This is a genomic window from Candidatus Villigracilis vicinus, assembly GCF_016702885.1.
GTDB classification, from domain to species: Bacteria; Chloroflexota; Anaerolineae; order Anaerolineales; family Villigracilaceae; genus Villigracilis; species Villigracilis vicinus.
The window spans coordinates 135,927-153,645 of the sequence record NZ_JADJDD010000030.1; the positions used below are offsets into that span (position 1 = coordinate 135,927).

Genomic DNA, 17,719 nt, shown 5'->3' on the forward strand with positions numbered 1-17,719 from the left:
TGTCACTTTTTTAAACCGGATTTAATCTAAACGCCTCGATTCATGGTATAAAAATTTTGGACGTTAAACCATTTTCAGAGGCGAATGAAAAAAACTTTAATAGATCAACTCACTTTTCTGTACGGGGAAATATCTCTGCACGTCTATTCGAGCAAACTCAAAACATACTAAATACATATCATCCACGCATCAAACCGCGCAACGACACGTTGACCGAGCGCGACGCAATGCTCATTACATATGGCGATCAGGTGCAAGCGCCAAATGAAAAACCGTTGCGGACGCTCAAAACATTTTGCGATAAATACTTAACCGACGTCCTCAGTAGCATTCACATCCTGCCCTTTTACCCGTGGACATCCGATGATGGGTTTTCGGTCGTGGACTATCGCCAGATCGACCCTTCACTTGGCACATGGGATGATGTCTCGTCCATGCAAAACTTTCGTTTGATGTTCGATGGCGTCATCAATCACATCTCAGCGAAAAGCGATTGGTTCCAAAAGTTCCTACAAGACGACCCGCACTATAAAAATTATTTCATCACCATCGAAGGTGAGCCTGATCTTTCGCAGGTTATCCGTCCGCGCGCGCTGCCATTGCTGACATCGTTCAACACTCCATCCGGCGAGAAAAAAGTGTGGACGACCTTTAGCGCAGACCAGATCGATCTCAACTTCAAAAATCCCGAAGTCTTGCTCGAAATCCTCGACATTCTTTTGCTTTACATCGAACGCGGCGCGACCTTCATCCGTCTCGATGCGATTGCCTACATGTGGAAAGAATCGGCACGACCTGCATTCACCTTCCGCAAACGCATGCGGTCATTCAATTTCTGCGCGCCGCCATCAGTGACGTCGCGCCGCATGTGCAGCTCATCACCGAAACCAATGTGCCGCACAGCGATAACATTTCCTATTTCGGCGATGGCACGAACGAAGCGCAACTCGTTTACAACTTCGCCTTGCCGCCGCTGACTCTCCACACCTTCCACACCGGCGACGCGCGCATCTTATCGGACTGGGCACGGACGTTGACTTTGCCCTCAGACAAAACCACCTTCTTTAACTTCCTCGCCTCACACGACGGGATCGGGCTGAATCCTGCCCGAGGAATTTTATCTGACGCTGAGATCGACTCATTGGTGAATAAGATCATCGAACATGGCGGCTTGATCTCCTACAAACACAACGCGGACGGAACGCAGAGTCCGTACGAGATGAATATCAACTATTTTGATGCGTTATCAAACCCATCCTTGCCAAATGGGGATGAACCGCAAGAGCTACAAGTGAGCCGCTTTATCGCCGCCCAATCCATCATGCTCTCCCTCATTGGCATGCCGGGCATTTACTTCCACAGCCTCTTCGGCTCACGCGGCTGGACGGATGGCGTTCAGCAGACCGGGCGCAATCGCAGCATCAACCGCGAGAAACTTCAGTTCGATGAATTGCAAAGTCAACTTGCGGACGAAAACTCATTGCGCTCCAAAGTTTTTTCGAAATATAGTGAATTGCTAAAAACCAGAAGCACATCAACTGCATTCGACCCGCATGGGACTCAAAAAATACTTGACCTGCATCCTTCGGTCTTCGCCGTCGAGCGGACATCCCCGGATGGAAATGCACATGTGTTGTGCTTGCATAATGTCAGTCAAAAATCCGTTTCCTTTTCCATGAAAGACGGCTCAGACATCATTCTTCAGCCTTATGAAATTTTATGGTTGAAAAAAGTTTAAAGGTGATCCATGAATCCTGCTTCCCATAAGATCGGCTTTATCTCCACCCGTTTTGCAGGCACAGACGGCGTCTCGCTTGAAACGCAGAAATGGGCAACCATCTTCGAGCGGCTGGGGCATCAGTGTTTTTACTTTGCAGGCGAATGTGACCGCAGCACTGATTCATCTCACGTCGTGCCGGAAGCGTTCTATCGTCATCCTGAAATTGACAAGTTGAATCAACAAGCCTATTCCGGCAGTTGGACAGTGACGAAAGAGGCGCGCGCGGCTCACCCTGAAATGGAAGACTTACAAAAAGATTTTTTCTCGATCTATGTGCGCCCGCCTACGATGACGAAGCGTGTTAATGAGTTGAAAGAGTATCTCAAAGAGGAACTATATAAATTTGCGCGGCGCTTTGATCTCGAGATTCTCGTCATCGAAAATGCGGTGACCATTCCGCTCAACCTGCCGTTAGGGCTTGCCATCACCGAGTTCATTGCCGAAACAGGCTACCCCACCATTGCACATCATCACGACTTTCATTGGGAACGCCAACGCTTTCAGGTCAACTGCGTAGGTGATTATCTCGCCGCGGCATTCCCCCCATCTCTGCCATCGATTCGACACGTGGTTATCAACTCGGTGCAGGCGCAACAGGTCGCCTCGCGTTATGGATTGGCTTCCCGCGTGATTCCCAACGTCATGGATTTTGACTCTCCGCCGCCTCCACCCGATGAATACACCCAATCGGTTCGCGCGGATTTTGGGATCGGCGAGGGCGAATATTTTTTTCTGCAACCAACTCGCGTCATTCAACGCAAAGGCATTGAACACGCCATCGAGTTGATGCGCCGCCTCGACCTGCCCGCCAAGCTCATCATCTCGCATGCCTCGGGTGACGAGGGCAATGATTATGAACAACGCATTCGAGAATATGCCCACTTGCTAGACGTCACCGTTCGCTTTGAAGCAGACCAAGTGCAGGACTATCGCGGCACGACCAAAGATGGGCAAAAAATTTACACGCTTGGCGATGTTTATCCACATGCAGATATGGTGACGTATCCCTCAAGCATTGAAGGGTTTGGCAATGCCTTCCTTGAGGCTGTTTATTACAAGCGCTTAATTCTAGTCAACAACTATTCCATTTACGAAGTGGATATCAAACCCAAAGGTTTCCACACGCTCTGGTTCGATGGGTTCATCAGCACCAACACCTTGGAGGCTGTAAAAAAATCCCTAAGACATCCTGAAATAGCGCATGAATGGGCAGAGACGAACTATCAACTTGCCAAACGGTATTTCTCATACACGGTACTTGAACGCAGATTGGAATCGATTGTGGCAGATTGTTTAGGGTATCAAGTATGAAGATCGCTATTCTGCATTATTCCGTCCCGCCTATCGTCGGCGGTGTGGAAAGTGTCATTGCGCATCATGCGCGCTTGATGTCCGCAGATGGACATTCCGTACGTCTCATCGCAGCACGCGGATCGGCAATGAGTGAACAAATTCCACTGACCTATATCCCGCTCGCGGATTCGCGTCACGAACGTGTGGCACAAGTCAAAACACAACTGGATCGCGGCGAAGTGACTTCAGATTTAGATTCTCTGCGTGACGAATTGGCAGACGAATTAAAAAAAGCCCTCACAGGCATGGACGTGCTCATTGCGCACAACGTCTGCTCGCTCAACAAAAATCTGGCGTTAACCGCCGCTTTGCATAAACTGCATCAAGAAAATCAACTGCCGCATCTCATCCTCTGGCATCACGACCTCGCATGGACGACTCCACGCTATTTGCCGGAGATGCATGAAGGCTACCCATGGAATTTACTCAAAACAGATTGGGGCAAAACCACCCATGTCGTCGTTTCGGAATTGCGGCGTGAAGAACTCGCAGACTTGATGCAGCTTGACCGCGACTCAGTTCACGTCATCCCCAACGGTGTAGACATGGACAGGTTCTACAAACTCGAAACGCTCACCCAAGAGTTGCTGGATAAAACGCATGTACTCGACGCTTCGCCGATTCTGCTTTTGCCTGTGCGTATCACACCCCGCAAGAATATTGAACTTGCCTTATGGACTCTGGCGGCTCTAAAAAAAGATTTTCCACAGGCTGCACTGGTAGTGACGGGTCCGCTGGGTCCACACAACGTAAATAACATTAAATATTTTGAAATACTCACCGACCTGCGCAAGCAATTGGGCTTGGTTGGTTCTGTCCATTTTCTTGCGGAGGCACACAATGGCTTTTTGCCTGATGAAGTCATCGCGGATTTTTATCGCGTGTCTGATGCTTTGCTTTTTCCCAGTCGTGAAGAAGGCTTCGGCATTCCACTCATCGAAGCAGCATTCAGTCACCTGCCCGCCTTTTGTGCCAATATTCCGCCACTCAGAAAATTAGGTTTGGGCGACGCTCAATTCTTCTCTCCCGATGAAGACCCGGCAAGGGTCGCAAAAATGATCGCGGACTATTTTCAAACCTCCATGTCCGCACGACTCGCCATGCGGGCACGGGCTTCCTTCCGTTGGGAAGCCATCTATCGTCAACACATCGCACCGTTGTTATAAAGCCAATGAGCCATAGATAGGAGATTGCAATGCAACGCCATTCCGAATTTGCCCCCATTCATACCATCCTCGTCCCTTTCATCCATGACGGACCCGGTCTGTATGCCCTCGATGCCGCGCGTCAATTCGACGCCGAAATAACTCTGGTGGGTGTTGTCGTTGTACCCGAAGGACAATCGCTCAGCACCGGCGCAGTTGCGGCGCGCGCGGTACGCCGCGCCTTGCGAATTTACGGCAAAGACAAACGCATCACCAGCAAGACTCATGTGATCGTCTCACATCAACCCTGGGAAGAACTTTCAAACCTGATTCAGGATGAAAACCCGGATCTGCTTTGTCTTGAGTTTGATTCACATCTCAAAGCTTTGCACGTCACTGCCAGTGATGTGCTCTCCCGTCCGCCCTGCGACGTGGCTCTGGTGCGAGGGAAAATTTCCGGTAAGCCGAAACAGGTTCTGGTTCCAGTAAGAGGGAGGTCCACATGCTGAGTTGGCAGTGCGCGTGGGCTTGGGGTTGCATCCACAAGGGGTGACATCCCTGCACATCCGCAGACCCGAAGACCCCGAAGCCGGAACCGATGCTCCGTTCAAACCGTTGGAGCGTGTGTTGTATCAAATTCCCGAAGTGCAGAAAAGTTCGAAGTCACAGAAGATGCGGCGCAAGTCATTTTGAATTACGCTAAAAAATCAGATGTGGTCATTTTGGGCACCACTATTCAACCCATCACCAGTTCTGCTTCGCTCGGTGTTGTGGCAGACCGTCTCTTGCATGAAGCCTCTTGTGCTGTGATCGCCGTCAAAAGCGGACGCCCATTGCCGCACATCAAATTCGATGAAACGTTGAGTTTCGATGCCATCTCAATTCTCGTAGATAAATGGTTTGGTGAGAACACCTTCCATGCCGATGAGTTCAGCAACTTACGTGAACTGGTTGCACTAAAAAAACAACAAGAGGTCACGATCAGTTTGGCATTGCCTGCATTGAACGAAGAAGAAACGGTCGGCAAAGTGATCCGCACCATGAAAAAAGAATTGATGCAGCGCTTTCCATTGCTGGATGAGATCGTATTGATCGATTCAAATTCAACCGACCGCACACGCGAGATCGCAACAAAAGAAGGCGTGCCTGTTTATATCCATCAGGAATTACTGCCAGATATGGAGCCGCGCCGCGGCAAAGGCGAAGCCTTATGGAAAAGTTTACTGGTCACCAAGGGCGACATCATTGTGTGGATAGATACAGACATTGTCAATATTCATCCGCGTTTTGTGTATGGCATCATTGGTCCGTTATTGATTAACCCAACCATGCAATTGGTAAAAGGCTTTTATCGCAGACCATTGAAGGTCGGGCAAAAAATGCAAGCCGGCGGTGGAGACGAGTCACCGAGTTGACCGCGCGCCCGTTGTTAAATTTGTTTTACCCGGAACTCTCTGGGGTGGTCCAACCGCTTTCAGGTGAATATGGCGGCAGACGCAAAGCCTTGGAACAAGTCACCTTCTATTCAGGCTACGGCGTGGAAACCGGTTTATTGATCGATATTTTCGAGAAGTTCCATTTGGAATCGATTGCCCAGGTCGATTTACTTGAACGCATCCACCATAACCAGCATTTGGAAGCGTTGAGCAAAATGTCCTTTGCTATCATCCAAACCGTCATCCGCAAATTGGAGAAGCGCTTCGGTCGCGCCGTGCTGGAAGATGTGAACCGCTCCATGAAAATGATCCGCCACGATAACAAGGGATACTTCCTCGACGTGGAACAGATCGCCGAATATGAACGCCCACCCATGATCGAGGTGCCGGAATATTTAAATAGGAAAAGATGAAAAGAGCAAAGCAAGAGACAGTCATCTTAAAAATGACTGTCTCTTTTGTCTTATGAGGGAATTAATCTTAAGAAAAATTTTTCATGGTATTTAAATTGTGGGATTTAAATACGAGAACAACGCCATGACAACAACCATCCTCCTCTTCATTGCTGGACTCATCACATTGATCGTCGGTGCAGACCTGTTGGTACGCGGTGCATCACGACTCGCGGCGGCATTTGGTGTTGCGCCGCTCGTTATTGGATTGACCATCGTCGCCATAGGGACTGCGTCACCAGAAATCGCAGTCTCTCTTCAAGCTGCTGCGGCGGGTCAGGTGACTTGACCCTGGGTAACGTCCTTGGCTCGAATATTTTCAATATTCTGGTCATCCTTGGTATTACAGCGATTGTCGCCCCGATTGCCATTGCCGAGCAACTCATCCGAAAAGATGCGCCCATCGTACTGGGAATCTCCTTACTAACCTTTGTTCTTGCCATTGATGGCAAACTCAGTTGGCAGGATGGAGCCATTCTTTTGCTTGGTCTGGTCGTTTATATGGGATTTGCCCTGCGCCAAAGCAGACTGGAAAGCAAGAAGGTTCAAAAGGAATACGCCGAGGAATTCGCGCCGAAGGAAAAGACAACCATACGCAGCAGTAGCATCAATCTTGTTTTCATCCTTATCGGATTGGCACTACTCGTCCTCGGCTCGAATTGGCTGGTCGAATCTGCTACACAGATCGCCAAATCTCTGGGCATAAGCGAATTGGTGATCGGTCTAACCATCGTAGCTGTGGGAACCTCCCTGCCGGAAGTGGCAACTTCAGTGATGGCGGCACTCAAAGGTGAAAGCGATATTGCCGTCGGCAATGCAGTGGGCAGCAATATCTTCAATCTACTTGGTGTGTTGGGCATCGGTGCCATAGCCGCCCCGGATGGAATATCAGTGGCAAGCCGCGCTATGCAATTCGACCTGCCCGTCATGATCTTCGTGGCATTGGTAACCCTGCCTGTCTTTTATATTGATAGCCGCATCTCGCGCTTTGAAGGTGGTTTGCTCTTGTCGTATTACGTCATTTATGTGGTGTATGTGATTTTGCGTGCGGCTGAAAGTTCTGCGCTGTCTGGTTTCGCCATATTCATTTCAGTTTTTGTTCCAGTTACATTTCTTGTACTGTCAGTCGCCGCATTTCGTTCCATGCGCGCCAGAAATGTCTATGAAGGTTCTGGATAATGGTCACTTTCAAATTTTTCAAACAAAGTAAAAACTAATTATGAGCCTATTTCTTCAACTTGCTTTTCTACTATCGATCATCCTTCTGTCTGCAAAGATGGCAGGATATATCAGCATTCGCCTCGGTCAGCCTTCGGTGCTGGGTGAATTGCTGGCGGGAATTTTGTTGGGTCCATCCATCATCAACCTGCTCAATCTGCCGTTCATCGAACATGAACTGGCGGAAACAGTTGCTAAACTTGGCGAGCTGGGCGTGTTGTTATTGATGTTCCTTGCCGGGCTGGAACTGCATCTGGGTGAGATGCGAAAGAACGTCCGTGTGGCGGCGCTGGCAGGCTTGATGGGCGTGGTAATTCCTGTCCTATTGGGATGGGGAACGGGCTTGCTCTTTGGCTTTGAACAATCCTCCGCGATCTTTCTTGGGTTGACGCTGGGTGCCACCAGTGTCAGCATCTCCGCCCAGACCTTGATCGAACTAAAAGTCTTGCGCAGCCGCGTGGGTTTGAGTTTGCTGGGTGCTGCTGTATTCGATGACATTCTTATCATCCTTTTGCTTTCCGTTTTCCTCGCCCTTGCAAGGCGGAGCAGGCAGCACGGGTGATGCATTAATGATCCTTGTGCGTATGATCCTGTTTTTGGTGGCTTCGGTCATGGTCGGCTTGTGGGCGCTGCCGTGGATCATCCGCCGGGTCTCGCAACTTCCCATCAGCCAGGGCTTGTTGACCATTTCCGTCGTCATCATGCTCGCCTATGGAATCGCATCTGAAGCGTTCGGCGGCATGGCTGCCATCACAGGCGCGTTTCTTGCCGGGTTGATGTTGTCGCGCACACCGGAGAAGGAACGCATTGAAGCAGGGGCGCATGCGCTGGCATATGGTTTGTTTGTGCCCGTGTTCTTTGTCAATATTGGGTTATCCATTAACTTGCGTGAATTTCAGGTGGAAGCCCTGTTGCTGACTGTCGCCATCACCGTTGGCGCAGTGGCAGGAAAGTGGTTTGGCTCAGGATGGGGGGCAAAACTGGGTGGATTGCCCACCTCGGAATCGGTTCAGCTGGGAGCCGGTATGATCTCACGCGGCGAGGTCGGTTTGATCGTCGCCAGTGTTGGCATGCAAAACGGACTAATGAATGATATGGAATTTTCCGCCATTGTGGTTATGATATTAGTGACAACACTTATCACCCCACCCATCCTGCGCGGATTGTTCATGCGTGAAAAAGCAAAGAAACCTGCCCATAAAGTCCACGTAAATCAAGTTGAAAAAGAAAATGAATCGGAGGCATCTTAGTATATGTATCTCGTCACGTTCGTTTTGCATGATCCTGATTTATTGGAAGAACTATTAGATGCATGGACCAATGCCGGTGTGGAGGGCGCAACTGTTCTGTTCAGCTCTGGCATGGGCAGGAATGCGCCAGAAGCAAACCATCCGCGACGACCTCCCCTTGATCCCTTCGTTGGATGATTTTTACGAAGCACCACAAACGTTCAACCGTACCATCTTCACTGTGGTCAATGACGACGTCATGGTCGATAAACTGCTCGACGTGACCCAAAAACTGGTCGGAGATCTAAAGAACCCCGATACTGGCGTCATGATCGTCACCCCGGTGGCGCGTGCCTATGGGCTCGAGTCATGAAACAAAAACCATCAAAGTGTTGAAGCATCTCCTGACATCTGATAATATCAAAGCGGAAACACAACCGTCGAAACAAGATCCAAGCCCGGGCGTGGAAATGAAGCGTCTGTTTGAGGGTTGATCACATCGCAGCGTGTTTTATCCAAAGGAGAAGCACATGGAACATCCTTCTTATTTATTGTTGATGGCAGTGATCCAGGAGCAAGATCTTGAGACCGCCACCAAAGCCTTACAAAAGATCGGCGCGTCATTGACTTATCTTTCGAGCGCAGGTGGATTCTTAGGCAGGCGTAATGCGACCTTGCTGGTCGGTTTGCCCGCGGATAAATTGCAAGAGTCGCTGAAGATCCTGCACGAAGCCTGTCGTCAACGCATCGAGTATATGACCTTGCCGTTGGAAGGTTCGCCCATGCCTATGCCTGCGCCTGTACCGGTCACGGTGGGCGGCGCGACGGTCTTTGCCTTGCCTGTGGAACGATTTGAACAAATTTAAATTTCGAGACCCTAAAAGTTTTAAAACCTGTCAGGTCTTAACTCGAGGAGAATTCGCCATGAAAATGATCATCGCCATAGTACACGACAATGACGCCGATACGCTCACCCAGGCATTTACCGCCGCAAGTTTCCGCGTGACGCGGGTCGCATCCACTGGTGGCTTTTTACGCAGCGGCGTGGTGACCATGCTTTTGGGCGTGGAAGACGGGCAGGTGGATGCCGTCATTGAAACCGTGCGCAACGCCCTGCCCCCCAAAGGAACGGAAAAACGCGCCACTGTGTTTGTGGTACCCGTGACGCATTTTGAGCAGGTGTAATTTTTATACAAAAGCAAGGTGTTAAATTGATCAGAGTCGGCATTCCGACTCTGTACTTCTTTAAAAGGCGATGGATATTTCTTTTCCAAAAAACAGGACGGAGAAAAGTCCCTTGGCGTGGATTTTTTCTGGCGCTTGGAAGTTCGCTCAAAACGCGCCGTTGTATTTAACGATAAATTCATCCCAGATCTATATTTCGATTATTTCTTTGTCGATAAAGGGGAAGTACGATATCGCGATCAAGAGACAAAGAAACCGGTCTCTTTCCCACAGCAAGCATTAAAGTTTTTGCATACTCGTCCTCTCGTTCTTGAATTCTCTACTCCAATCGTTCTATATGGAGCACGCCTTTCATTAAGTTTTGCATCTTTGTTTTGGGGAGAGATGACAGCCAATTCGATCCCGGAACAGAGGTGGGTAAGCAAAAAGGTCACAGACCTTGGCGATTTTCCATTCAAATAAAAGACTTCATCCGCAGGCATAAATTCAATAAATTCCCCGTCCTTTAATTTCAAAAAATCTAAATGAGGCTGACTGGTTGACCCATTACTCAGCCCGTCATAAACGACGACTTTACCAAAATGCCTTTGGAATCAGTCGAAAAGATCTCGTGAACATCAAAAACCTGCATATCTTTCTGGAGCAAACCTGCGATTTTGGAAATCAAAACCCGCGTATTATTGAACACGTCACACCCGATGTATTTTATGATCAACCCCACCTAAACCATGCTTTCAAAAAGATGACCGGGTTTTCACCCGTGGAGTATTTTGAGAACAACTCGATCTTGCAAGACAACTTAATGTCCGCTTCTTACAATGAGAATCCCAATGGGTAGTATAGAATACCGATACATTCAATGAAAGGAAGCGGTACAACCATGAAATTCAAGAAATCAAAGAACGATATTGTGAACGATTATATCGAAGGACTAGACCCAGAGATCGCGCCGCTCTTTCTTGATATCCGTGATTGCGTCCTGGCGGCGGGACCAGCCTTCAACGAAAGCATCAAGTGGAAGAACTGCCTTGTGTATTCCACGTTGAAGAATCACATTCAAACCGTGGTCGGCAAGGGCAAGGTCTCCTTGATCTTTTTCGAAGGCGTATCGTTAAATGACAAATACGGATTGCTCGAAGGCGACGGCAGCAAGGCGCGAACCATGCGCATTACCTCTTCTGAGTTCAATAAAAAGGCACTGACCGATTACGTCAAACAAACCTTGAAAAACGAGAAATAGGACACACTCCATGAAAACATACAGCGCAACTACAACCATCCATGCATCTGCAGAAACGGTCTGGAATATCCTAACAGATGCCAAGGGGTATCCTTCATGGGATTTGAGCATGGACCACATCGAAGGCAAATTGGCACTGGGCGAAACCGTCAAGTTCTTCACCAAATTAAGCGCGCAAGCCTTCCCGGTGAAAGTCACAGCCTTTGAACCCGGCAGGAAGATGGTGCTCACAGGCGGCATGCCATTGGGGTTATTCAAGTCAGAACGAACTCATACGCTAACCGCCAACCAGGACGGCAGCATTACGTTCAAGACAGAAGAAATCTTCAGCGGGCTGCTTCTACCTATTTTTGGGAAGAACATCCCTGACCTGACGGAAAATTTCAACAACTTTGCCGCTGCGCTCAAGAAACGTGCGGAAAACACAAAAATAGACTGACGTAATTATAAAAAAGCTTGAAGTGATAAGTTCACTTCAAGCTTTTTTATTGAATGAGCTTCATTCGCCCAACAACCATTGATCGAAAAAACCAACCACTTTGTCTTCGTATCTATTCGGATACTGTGTAAACGTCCCTAAGTGCGGAACATCATCTTCCGCCCAAATTTCCTTTGGTTCGTTCGCCGCCTCATATAGACGATACGGTGCGTTCATTTCAATTGCGCCGCCCTCCCACCCGTCAATGACGAAAACCGGGCGTGGACTAATCTGTCCGATCACGAGTTCCGGGTTCACATCGTCGATCTCGGCGCCGCTGTAATACTCAGCCCAGAAAATCACAAAGGGTTGAAATAACTTAACCGGCATGTTCAATCGCAGTACATCCTCCAAAGAGGGATAGGCGCTATCTGCCACCAGGGCTTCGATCTCAGGATTCTCCGCCGTCGAAAGGATCAACGTCGCCGCACCCATTGAACCGCCCCATGCACCAACATGGTCCACGCCTGCTTGCGCAAATGCAAAATCCAGCGCCGCTTCTACATCCATTCGTTCGTAATAGCCCAATGTGGACATTTCCCCATCACTACCGCCATGGGCGCGAAAATCCCAGGCGAGGGCGCCATATCCATTTTCTACGAACATGGCATAGATGCTTTCAGGGCGATTGTCGTTGTATCCATGCGCGATCAGGATCACCGCGCCATTTTGCGGAGGTGTATACCGTGCGGCAAGTTCCAAGCCGTCTTTTGTGGCGAGTGTGACATTTTCAAAAAGGGTATGCCTCTGTTAGAAGTAAGTCACCTGTTGATACAGGCGTATGCGGATGCAAAATAGACTGAGTCCAGCGATTGGTAAAAATCAAGGCTCCAACCAGAGTGCCCGTCAGGACAAACAAAATAGCTGCGCCGATAAGATTCAGCCAGTAACGAATTCTTTTCATAAATATCAAAGGGCGAGGAGACCTCGCCCCTACCAATGATTATCCCAACACAAAATTATCGATCAGGCGTGTCTTGCCAAAATACACCGCCATCGAGAGCAGAGCTTTGCCTGTCACGGCATCCAACTCTTGCAAGGAATCATAGTCGGCGCAAGAAACGTATTGCATCTGAGCCAGCGGTTCGCTCACCAGCACTTCTTTCATCTTTCTTCTTAGTTTTTCCGCATCGCGTTCCCCACCTTCATACAACGCCTTCGCCGCGCTCAACGCCCTGAACAGCACGGTCGCGCCCTTACGCTCGGATTCACTCAAATACTTGTTACGGCTAGACATCGCCAGCCCATCTGCCTCACGCGTGGTCGGGCAGATGATGACTTCGAGCGGAAAGTTCAAGTCCACTGCCATGCGTCGGATCACCGCCGCCTGTTGGGCGTCCTTTTGACCAAAGTACGCCTTCGTCGGCTGGGTGGCATTGAAGAGCTTCGCCACCACCGTCGTCACCCCGCGGAAGTGACCCGGTCGCATCGCCCCTTCTAGCGGACTCGTCAACGCCTCTACCTCCACCCAGGTTTGGTAGCCAGGCGGATACATCACCTCCGCTGTGGGCGTCCAAACCAGGTCCACGCCAAGCGGGCGGAGCAAGCTTAGGTCACGCTCAAGGTCACGCGGATACTTCGAGAGGTCTTCGTTCGCGCCAAACTGAGTCGGGTTGACGAAAATGGTCACGATCACATGCTGGTTCTCAGCCTTGGCGCGAGAGACAAGCGATAAATGCCCCTCGTGGAGATAACCCATCGTGGGAACCAGACCAACCGTCCCGTTGAGAGAGAGGCGGGCGGCTCGTAAGTCAGCAAGAGAGGAAAGTACATCCATTGAAACCTCGATTTGTCTAGACATTATCTAAAGTACTACTTGACAGGCTAGAAATTTTGTTCTACACTCTTATTACAATTCAGTCTAAAGGAGACAAAAATGGCTTACGCACACACTAATTCTAAAGGGGCTACCTATTACCTGCATTCCAACGGCAGAATGTTCTTCTTCTCGAAGGAAGTGAAAGATGGCGCTCTGGATGCCGTTCCCGCCGGGTATAACGTGGTCGAAATGAAGACCGGTATGCTCGTGCTGAAGAAGGTTCAGGCTGAAGCACCCGCCGCAGCAACCAATACGGAGAACACAGGGTCGTAACTCAAGTATAACCCTGATCAATTTTTGCCCGGCGTTCGGGCAGAATACATAAACCTGTTCTTTTAGATAAATAGGAGACTAATTATGACACGTACACAGCATCTAAAAGCCACTAAAACCAAAGGGGAGCCGACATGCCTTCACTAAACCGCGTTCAATTGATCGGACGTCTGGGCAAGGACCCAGAGAGCAAGTACACCCCCACTGGCAAGAAAGTCTGCCACTTTAGCCTTGCCGTCAGCAACCGCTGGAAAGACAAGAACGGCGAGACCAAAGAAAGCACTGAGTGGGTCAACATTGAGGCTTGGGGCAGGCTTGGCGAGATCTGCCAGGAATACCTCAAGAAAGGCAGCCTGATCTTTGTGGAAGGTCGCTTGAAGACCGATAAATACGAAGACCGGGAAAACGGCGAGACCAAGTACTTCACCAAGGTTGTCAGCCAAAGCCTGCAATTCCTCGATAAAAAAGAAAAAGACGAGCCCATGATGGCTGTTGAAGAAGAACCCGGCGAGTACGAATTGGCTGGGGAGTAACAATAAAACAAAAGACGGTTACCTTGAACGGGTAACCGTCTTTTTTATTTAGCACATCCATGCCAAGGCTGTAACTCGATAATAAAATGCTTGCATCTATGTTTTGGCTGGTTTATACTTGCCATCATGCCAATCCCTGAAAAAATCGGACGCTACGAAATCAAATCAGAACTTGGACGCGGCGGTATGGCAACTGTCTACCGCGCCTTCGACCCAAGTTTTGATCGTGAGGTTGCCATCAAGGTGTTACCGCGCGAAATGCTGCACGACCCGCAGTTTCGTTCGCGCTTCGAACGCGAGATCAAAATGATCGCCTCGCTTGAGCACCCGGCTATTGTCCCGGTCTATGATGTGGGTAATGAAGATGGGCAGCCCTACTTCGTTATGCGCTTCATGAATGGCGGCTCGCTATCTGATCTGATCGAGGCTGGCAGCATCCCCATTCAAGATACAGCCCGCCTTGTCGAAAAGATCGCCCAGGGACTCGCCTACGCTCACCGCAAGGGCATCATTCACCGCGACTTAAAACCCGATAACATCCTCTTCGATGAAAACGGCGAACCCTTCATCTCAGATTTTGGGGTTGCCAAGTTATCTGAATCTGGCAGCAACCTGACCGGCAGCGGCGTGATCGGCACCCGGCTATATGAGCCCCGAACAAGCACAAGGGATGGAGATCGACCAGCGCAGTGACGTGTACGGATTGGGCGTCATCGTTTATCAAATGTTGAGCGGGCACCAACCTTATAGTGCAGATACTCCCATGGGCGTGGTGGTCAAACACATCACTGAACCTGTGCCAGAAATCTTAAAGATCCTGCCAACCCTGCAACCCGAAGTCGATGCGGTGATCAAAACCGCCATGGCAAAAGACAGGGAACAGCGCTATCCCAACACCATCGAATTGGCGAAAGCCTTGAACACGGTTGCATTTGGGAGTGCAGGCAACCTTACCTATCATACAAACACAGGCATTTCACCCTCGCTTAAAATCTTCCAAAACAACGCAACTTTCCCGTGGTCAGACCACCGGTTTGGTCGTGGCTGGTGTTGTTCTGCTGGTGGCAGTGGCTGGCTTTTTCCTGGTCAGTAATCAACTCTTCGCATCCGATGAACCGACCGCGCTCCTATTGCCGTCAACGAAACTTGCATCTCTACCGAAGCGCGCCACGCGAAACGATTACAGAATCAGCGTTCGCTCCGGCCTGTTCCGCCAGTGTCGCCTTCCCGTTGCCCGAAGCGAAAGAGACCAACCCAATTTGTCAACAAAAGATCCCTATACAACGTGCCATTTCGCAGATGCCGAATTTAAAGTCTTAACTGCTGAGGGAAAAAGTGCATGCAAGGCAAGACAACGAGAAGCAAAGTCCTCACCTGTTACAGGCCCAGATTTCCTCGAATGTCGAAATCCAAGGTCTGCACACCACCAACGCTGACAAAGCTGACCTGGCGTGTTTCGGCAGACTCCACCTTCAACGCTGAAAATCTTGTTGTGTGGCGGTTCCGCTGGACGAAGCAGGTTGCGTGGTACAAGAAATACAACTTAAAGGCTGTAATTAAACGAAATCGGGCGCAAGCCCGATTTTTTATTTGATACAATCTCTACATGGGCATTTTATATCTTGTCGCTACTCCCATCGGAAACCTTGAAGATATTTCAGCGCGTGCGTTGCGGATTCTGCGGGAATCAATTCTCATCGCCGCTGAAGACACCCGCCATACGGCAAATTGCTCGCTCACTTCGAGATCAAAACCCCACTCACCAGTTATTTCGAACACAACAAACTCAACAAACTTGATTTCATCCTTGAAAAACTAACTCAAGGCGATGTGGCTTTGGTATCCGATGCAGGGACGCCCGCGATTAACGACCCTGGCTATGAATTGGTTCAAGCCGCCCTCGCCGCCTCTTTCGACGTTCGACCTGTCCCTGGACCCTCAGCCCCCATTTCCGCTCTGACCGTTTCAGGGCTACCCACGGATTCGTTTTTATATCTTGGTTATCTCCCTCATAAATCCAGCGAACGCCGCGGCTTTGTAGGAGAAGTCTCAGGCTTTGCACCTCATCTCTTCCTCGAAACTCCGCATCGTCTCATTGACTCACTCGAAGACCTGCTCGCCATGTTTGGCAATCGTCGCATCTGTGTTGCGCGTGAGATGACGAAGATGTATGAAGAATTCTGGCGCGGAGATATTCATGGGGCAATTGAGTATTTCAAGAGTAAAGAGCCTCGCGGAGAATTTACGTTGGTGATCGAAGGAAAGAAAAAAGAAGAAAGAACCGTGTGGGCAGAGGCACAACTTATAGAAGTAATCAAGCATGAATTACAGGCTGGTAAATCTGCCAAAGAAATTTCTGCAGAACTGGCGAGAAAAAGCGGGTGGAATAAAAAGGAAGTGTACGCGCTGGTGAATCAGCTCAAATAACAGGAGCCGTGCATGGAAGAAGTAGTTCAAACACCCAGCGGGGAAAATATTGTTCCGCCATTATTAGATAAAACCTGGAAGCGCATTCTCTTTGGGCTTTTTGTTGTCGCTGCCCCGATCTTCAATTTCATCTTATCGAATTATTGAAAACCCGAATGGCAGGATGGAAATTTCTCATCCTACATCTAGTTGTTCCTTTCTGCCAGAAGCCTCGCTTTGGTTCTTCCCTTTCCTTACCTATGCAGTTCTAAGTTACATCCTCCTGCTTTGGGACACTGAGCGTTATGCCAAATCCTATGATCATCCGGCTTGGAATTTATAGCGGCACATTCCTTGCCCTGCAATACAGCCTTCTGACTCATTCATTGCGCCTGTTCTTTTGGTTCGTCATTCTGGCATTTTTTCCCCACTCATCTTGCCAAAGTTGTATCCTTGGTCAACCGCTCAATGGGAAGTACATTATTCAAATTGGATCGATTTGTTGCATTGCTATTCCATTGATCTATCAAAGCCCTTCTGCTGTGGCCATTTTCTTCGTGCTAGCGATCTTTGGCTCGGGCTTCCCCTTTCTGGTCATTCCTTATCGCCTTACAAGCTTCTCGTTGGCTTTTGAAACACTACGAAACCAAGTTTTCTTTTGCACGCGGACTTGGCATCTTCGCCTGGCTTTCGGCGTATGTTTTCGCATTGCGCTTCAACATCTTGAAAATGTATGAGCTTTACGCCGCCCTCCACCCGAGCCGCCCAATTGCTACATCGCCACCGCCGCCGCGAATGGACATCCACGCTTCGTCGGCTCGCAAGAGGTGACGTTGGCAAACGGAAAATCCATGCAAGTCAACCGTCAGTTGCAGAGGCTCAAGGCGCTGGAAATTGCTTTGATGGGCGTATCAGCTCCAAGTCACAGAATGATGCGGCGCTTGTATGATGTCCTTGGCAAACGCCTCGCGAGGTATATCCAAAATCCAATTCTCGCGGATATTGCTTATTTGATATTGCTTCCCGTAGAATGGATTTCGTTCTTTGTACTAAAATCGATCATCCCTGAAATTCAAACGTTGACGGAACGTTTATATCGTTCATAAAAGGAGATTCCCATGGCTGAAGAAAAAAGAAAGATGAAGAGAAGAAAGACGAAAAAGCAACCCCGA

General features: G+C 49.3%; 23 protein-coding genes and 3 pseudogenes. 24 read left to right on the top strand and 2 right to left on the bottom strand.

Annotated elements, in window-relative coordinates; all coding sequences use genetic code 11:
• Positions 1-56: 56 nt before the first annotated feature.
• The 16 genes and pseudogenes from IPG80_RS21405 (at position 57) to IPG80_RS21480 (ending at position 11,477) form a co-directional block, all read left to right on the top strand.
• The gene (locus IPG80_RS21405) at positions 57-977 is read left to right on the top strand and encodes an alpha-amylase family glycosyl hydrolase (protein ID WP_345111662.1); all 921 of its coding nucleotides are present in this window, start codon (positions 57-59) and stop codon (positions 975-977) included.
• Between the two features lie 770 nt (positions 978-1,747).
• A complete protein-coding gene (locus IPG80_RS21410) occupies positions 1,748-3,091 on the top strand; it encodes a glycosyltransferase family 4 protein (protein ID WP_345111664.1) in 1,344 nt (447 codons plus the stop codon).
• On the top strand, positions 3,088-4,299 hold the full coding sequence (locus IPG80_RS21415; RefSeq protein WP_345111667.1) for a glycosyltransferase family 4 protein: 1,212 nt from the start codon (positions 3,088-3,090) through the stop codon (positions 4,297-4,299). Before IPG80_RS21410 ends, IPG80_RS21415 begins: the two co-directional genes overlap by 4 nt.
• A 29-nt stretch (positions 4,300-4,328) precedes the next feature.
• Positions 4,329-4,787: a universal stress protein gene (locus IPG80_RS21420; protein WP_345111670.1), complete on the top strand. Its 459-nt coding sequence runs from the start codon at positions 4,329-4,331 to the stop codon at positions 4,785-4,787.
• A gap of 1 nt (position 4,788) precedes the next feature.
• Entirely contained in the window at positions 4,789-4,971 is a 183-nt protein-coding gene (locus IPG80_RS21425; protein ID WP_345111673.1) for a hypothetical protein, read from the top strand.
• Positions 4,968-5,693, top strand: a complete 726-nt coding sequence (locus tag IPG80_RS21430; protein ID WP_345111675.1) for a glycosyltransferase — start codon at positions 4,968-4,970, stop codon at positions 5,691-5,693. The genes IPG80_RS21425 and IPG80_RS21430 overlap by 4 nt, the downstream gene beginning before the upstream one ends.
• Positions 5,690-6,127: a hypothetical protein gene (locus IPG80_RS21435; RefSeq protein WP_345111678.1), complete on the top strand. Its 438-nt coding sequence runs from the start codon at positions 5,690-5,692 to the stop codon at positions 6,125-6,127. The genes IPG80_RS21430 and IPG80_RS21435 overlap by 4 nt, the downstream gene beginning before the upstream one ends.
• A gap of 124 nt (positions 6,128-6,251) precedes the next feature.
• Positions 6,252-7,345: pseudogene (locus IPG80_RS21440) on the top strand (calcium/sodium antiporter).
• A gap of 97 nt (positions 7,346-7,442) precedes the next feature.
• A pseudogene (locus tag IPG80_RS21445) lies at positions 7,443-8,634 on the top strand (cation:proton antiporter).
• Positions 8,635-8,692: 58 nt separating this feature from the next.
• A complete protein-coding gene (locus IPG80_RS21450; protein WP_345111681.1) occupies positions 8,693-8,986 on the top strand; it encodes a hypothetical protein in 294 nt (97 codons plus the stop codon).
• Positions 8,987-9,143: 157 nt separating this feature from the next.
• On the top strand, positions 9,144-9,479 hold the full coding sequence (locus IPG80_RS21455; protein ID WP_345111684.1) for a cyclic-di-AMP receptor: 336 nt from the start codon (positions 9,144-9,146) through the stop codon (positions 9,477-9,479).
• Positions 9,480-9,537: 58 nt separating this feature from the next.
• Positions 9,538-9,798 (top strand): cyclic-di-AMP receptor, encoded by a 261-nt coding sequence (locus IPG80_RS21460; protein ID WP_345111687.1) that lies wholly within the window; start codon positions 9,538-9,540, stop codon positions 9,796-9,798.
• Positions 9,799-9,915: 117 nt separating this feature from the next.
• Positions 9,916-10,260 carry a hypothetical protein gene (locus IPG80_RS21465; RefSeq protein WP_345111690.1) on the top strand — a complete coding sequence of 115 codons (345 nt, stop codon included), beginning with the start codon at positions 9,916-9,918 and terminating at the stop codon, positions 10,258-10,260.
• A gap of 148 nt (positions 10,261-10,408) precedes the next feature.
• The gene (locus IPG80_RS21470; RefSeq protein WP_345111693.1) at positions 10,409-10,636 is read left to right on the top strand and encodes a hypothetical protein; all 228 of its coding nucleotides are present in this window, start codon (positions 10,409-10,411) and stop codon (positions 10,634-10,636) included.
• Between the two features lie 42 nt (positions 10,637-10,678).
• The gene (locus IPG80_RS21475) at positions 10,679-11,038 is read left to right on the top strand and encodes a DUF1801 domain-containing protein (protein ID WP_345111695.1); all 360 of its coding nucleotides are present in this window, start codon (positions 10,679-10,681) and stop codon (positions 11,036-11,038) included.
• A gap of 10 nt (positions 11,039-11,048) precedes the next feature.
• Positions 11,049-11,477 carry an SRPBCC domain-containing protein gene (locus IPG80_RS21480; RefSeq protein WP_345111697.1) on the top strand — a complete coding sequence of 143 codons (429 nt, stop codon included), beginning with the start codon at positions 11,049-11,051 and terminating at the stop codon, positions 11,475-11,477.
• Positions 11,478-11,537: 60 nt separating this feature from the next.
• Here IPG80_RS21480 and IPG80_RS21485 read toward each other — a convergent pair whose 3' ends face one another.
• Together IPG80_RS21485 and panC are read right to left on the bottom strand one after the other, a co-directional pair.
• Positions 11,538-12,218, bottom strand: coding sequence for an alpha/beta hydrolase (locus IPG80_RS21485; protein WP_345111699.1), 681 nt, complete (start codon positions 12,216-12,218; stop codon positions 11,538-11,540).
• A 241-nt stretch (positions 12,219-12,459) separates the two neighbouring features.
• Positions 12,460-13,293 (bottom strand): pantoate--beta-alanine ligase, encoded by an 834-nt coding sequence (gene panC / locus IPG80_RS21490; protein WP_345112245.1) that lies wholly within the window; start codon positions 13,291-13,293, stop codon positions 12,460-12,462.
• Positions 13,294-13,392: 99 nt separating this feature from the next.
• Here panC and IPG80_RS21495 point away from each other — a divergent pair, with 99 nt between their 5' ends.
• The 8 genes and pseudogenes from IPG80_RS21495 to IPG80_RS21530 all read left to right on the top strand — a co-directional run bounded on the left by IPG80_RS21495 (position 13,393) and on the right by IPG80_RS21530 (position 17,653).
• Positions 13,393-13,608: a hypothetical protein gene (locus tag IPG80_RS21495; RefSeq protein WP_345111701.1), complete on the top strand. Its 216-nt coding sequence runs from the start codon at positions 13,393-13,395 to the stop codon at positions 13,606-13,608.
• Between the two features lie 134 nt (positions 13,609-13,742).
• The gene (gene ssb / locus IPG80_RS21500) at positions 13,743-14,141 is read left to right on the top strand and encodes a single-stranded DNA-binding protein (protein ID WP_345111703.1); all 399 of its coding nucleotides are present in this window, start codon (positions 13,743-13,745) and stop codon (positions 14,139-14,141) included.
• 126 nt (positions 14,142-14,267) lie between these two features.
• Positions 14,268-15,234: pseudogene (locus IPG80_RS21505) on the top strand (serine/threonine-protein kinase).
• Between the two features lie 306 nt (positions 15,235-15,540).
• Positions 15,541-15,735 (top strand): hypothetical protein, encoded by a 195-nt coding sequence (locus IPG80_RS21510; RefSeq protein WP_345111706.1) that lies wholly within the window; start codon positions 15,541-15,543, stop codon positions 15,733-15,735.
• Positions 15,736-15,869: 134 nt separating this feature from the next.
• Positions 15,870-16,568 (top strand): 16S rRNA (cytidine(1402)-2'-O)-methyltransferase, encoded by a 699-nt coding sequence (rsmI, locus tag IPG80_RS21515; protein WP_345111709.1) that lies wholly within the window; start codon positions 15,870-15,872, stop codon positions 16,566-16,568.
• A gap of 12 nt (positions 16,569-16,580) precedes the next feature.
• Entirely contained in the window at positions 16,581-16,715 is a 135-nt protein-coding gene (locus IPG80_RS21520) for a hypothetical protein (protein WP_345111712.1), read from the top strand.
• A gap of 462 nt (positions 16,716-17,177) precedes the next feature.
• Entirely contained in the window at positions 17,178-17,378 is a 201-nt protein-coding gene (locus tag IPG80_RS21525) for a hypothetical protein (RefSeq protein WP_345111715.1), read from the top strand.
• On the top strand, positions 17,375-17,653 hold the full coding sequence (locus tag IPG80_RS21530; RefSeq protein WP_345111720.1) for a DUF6688 family protein: 279 nt from the start codon (positions 17,375-17,377) through the stop codon (positions 17,651-17,653). Before IPG80_RS21525 ends, IPG80_RS21530 begins: the two co-directional genes overlap by 4 nt.
• Positions 17,654-17,719: the final 66 nt, after the last annotated feature.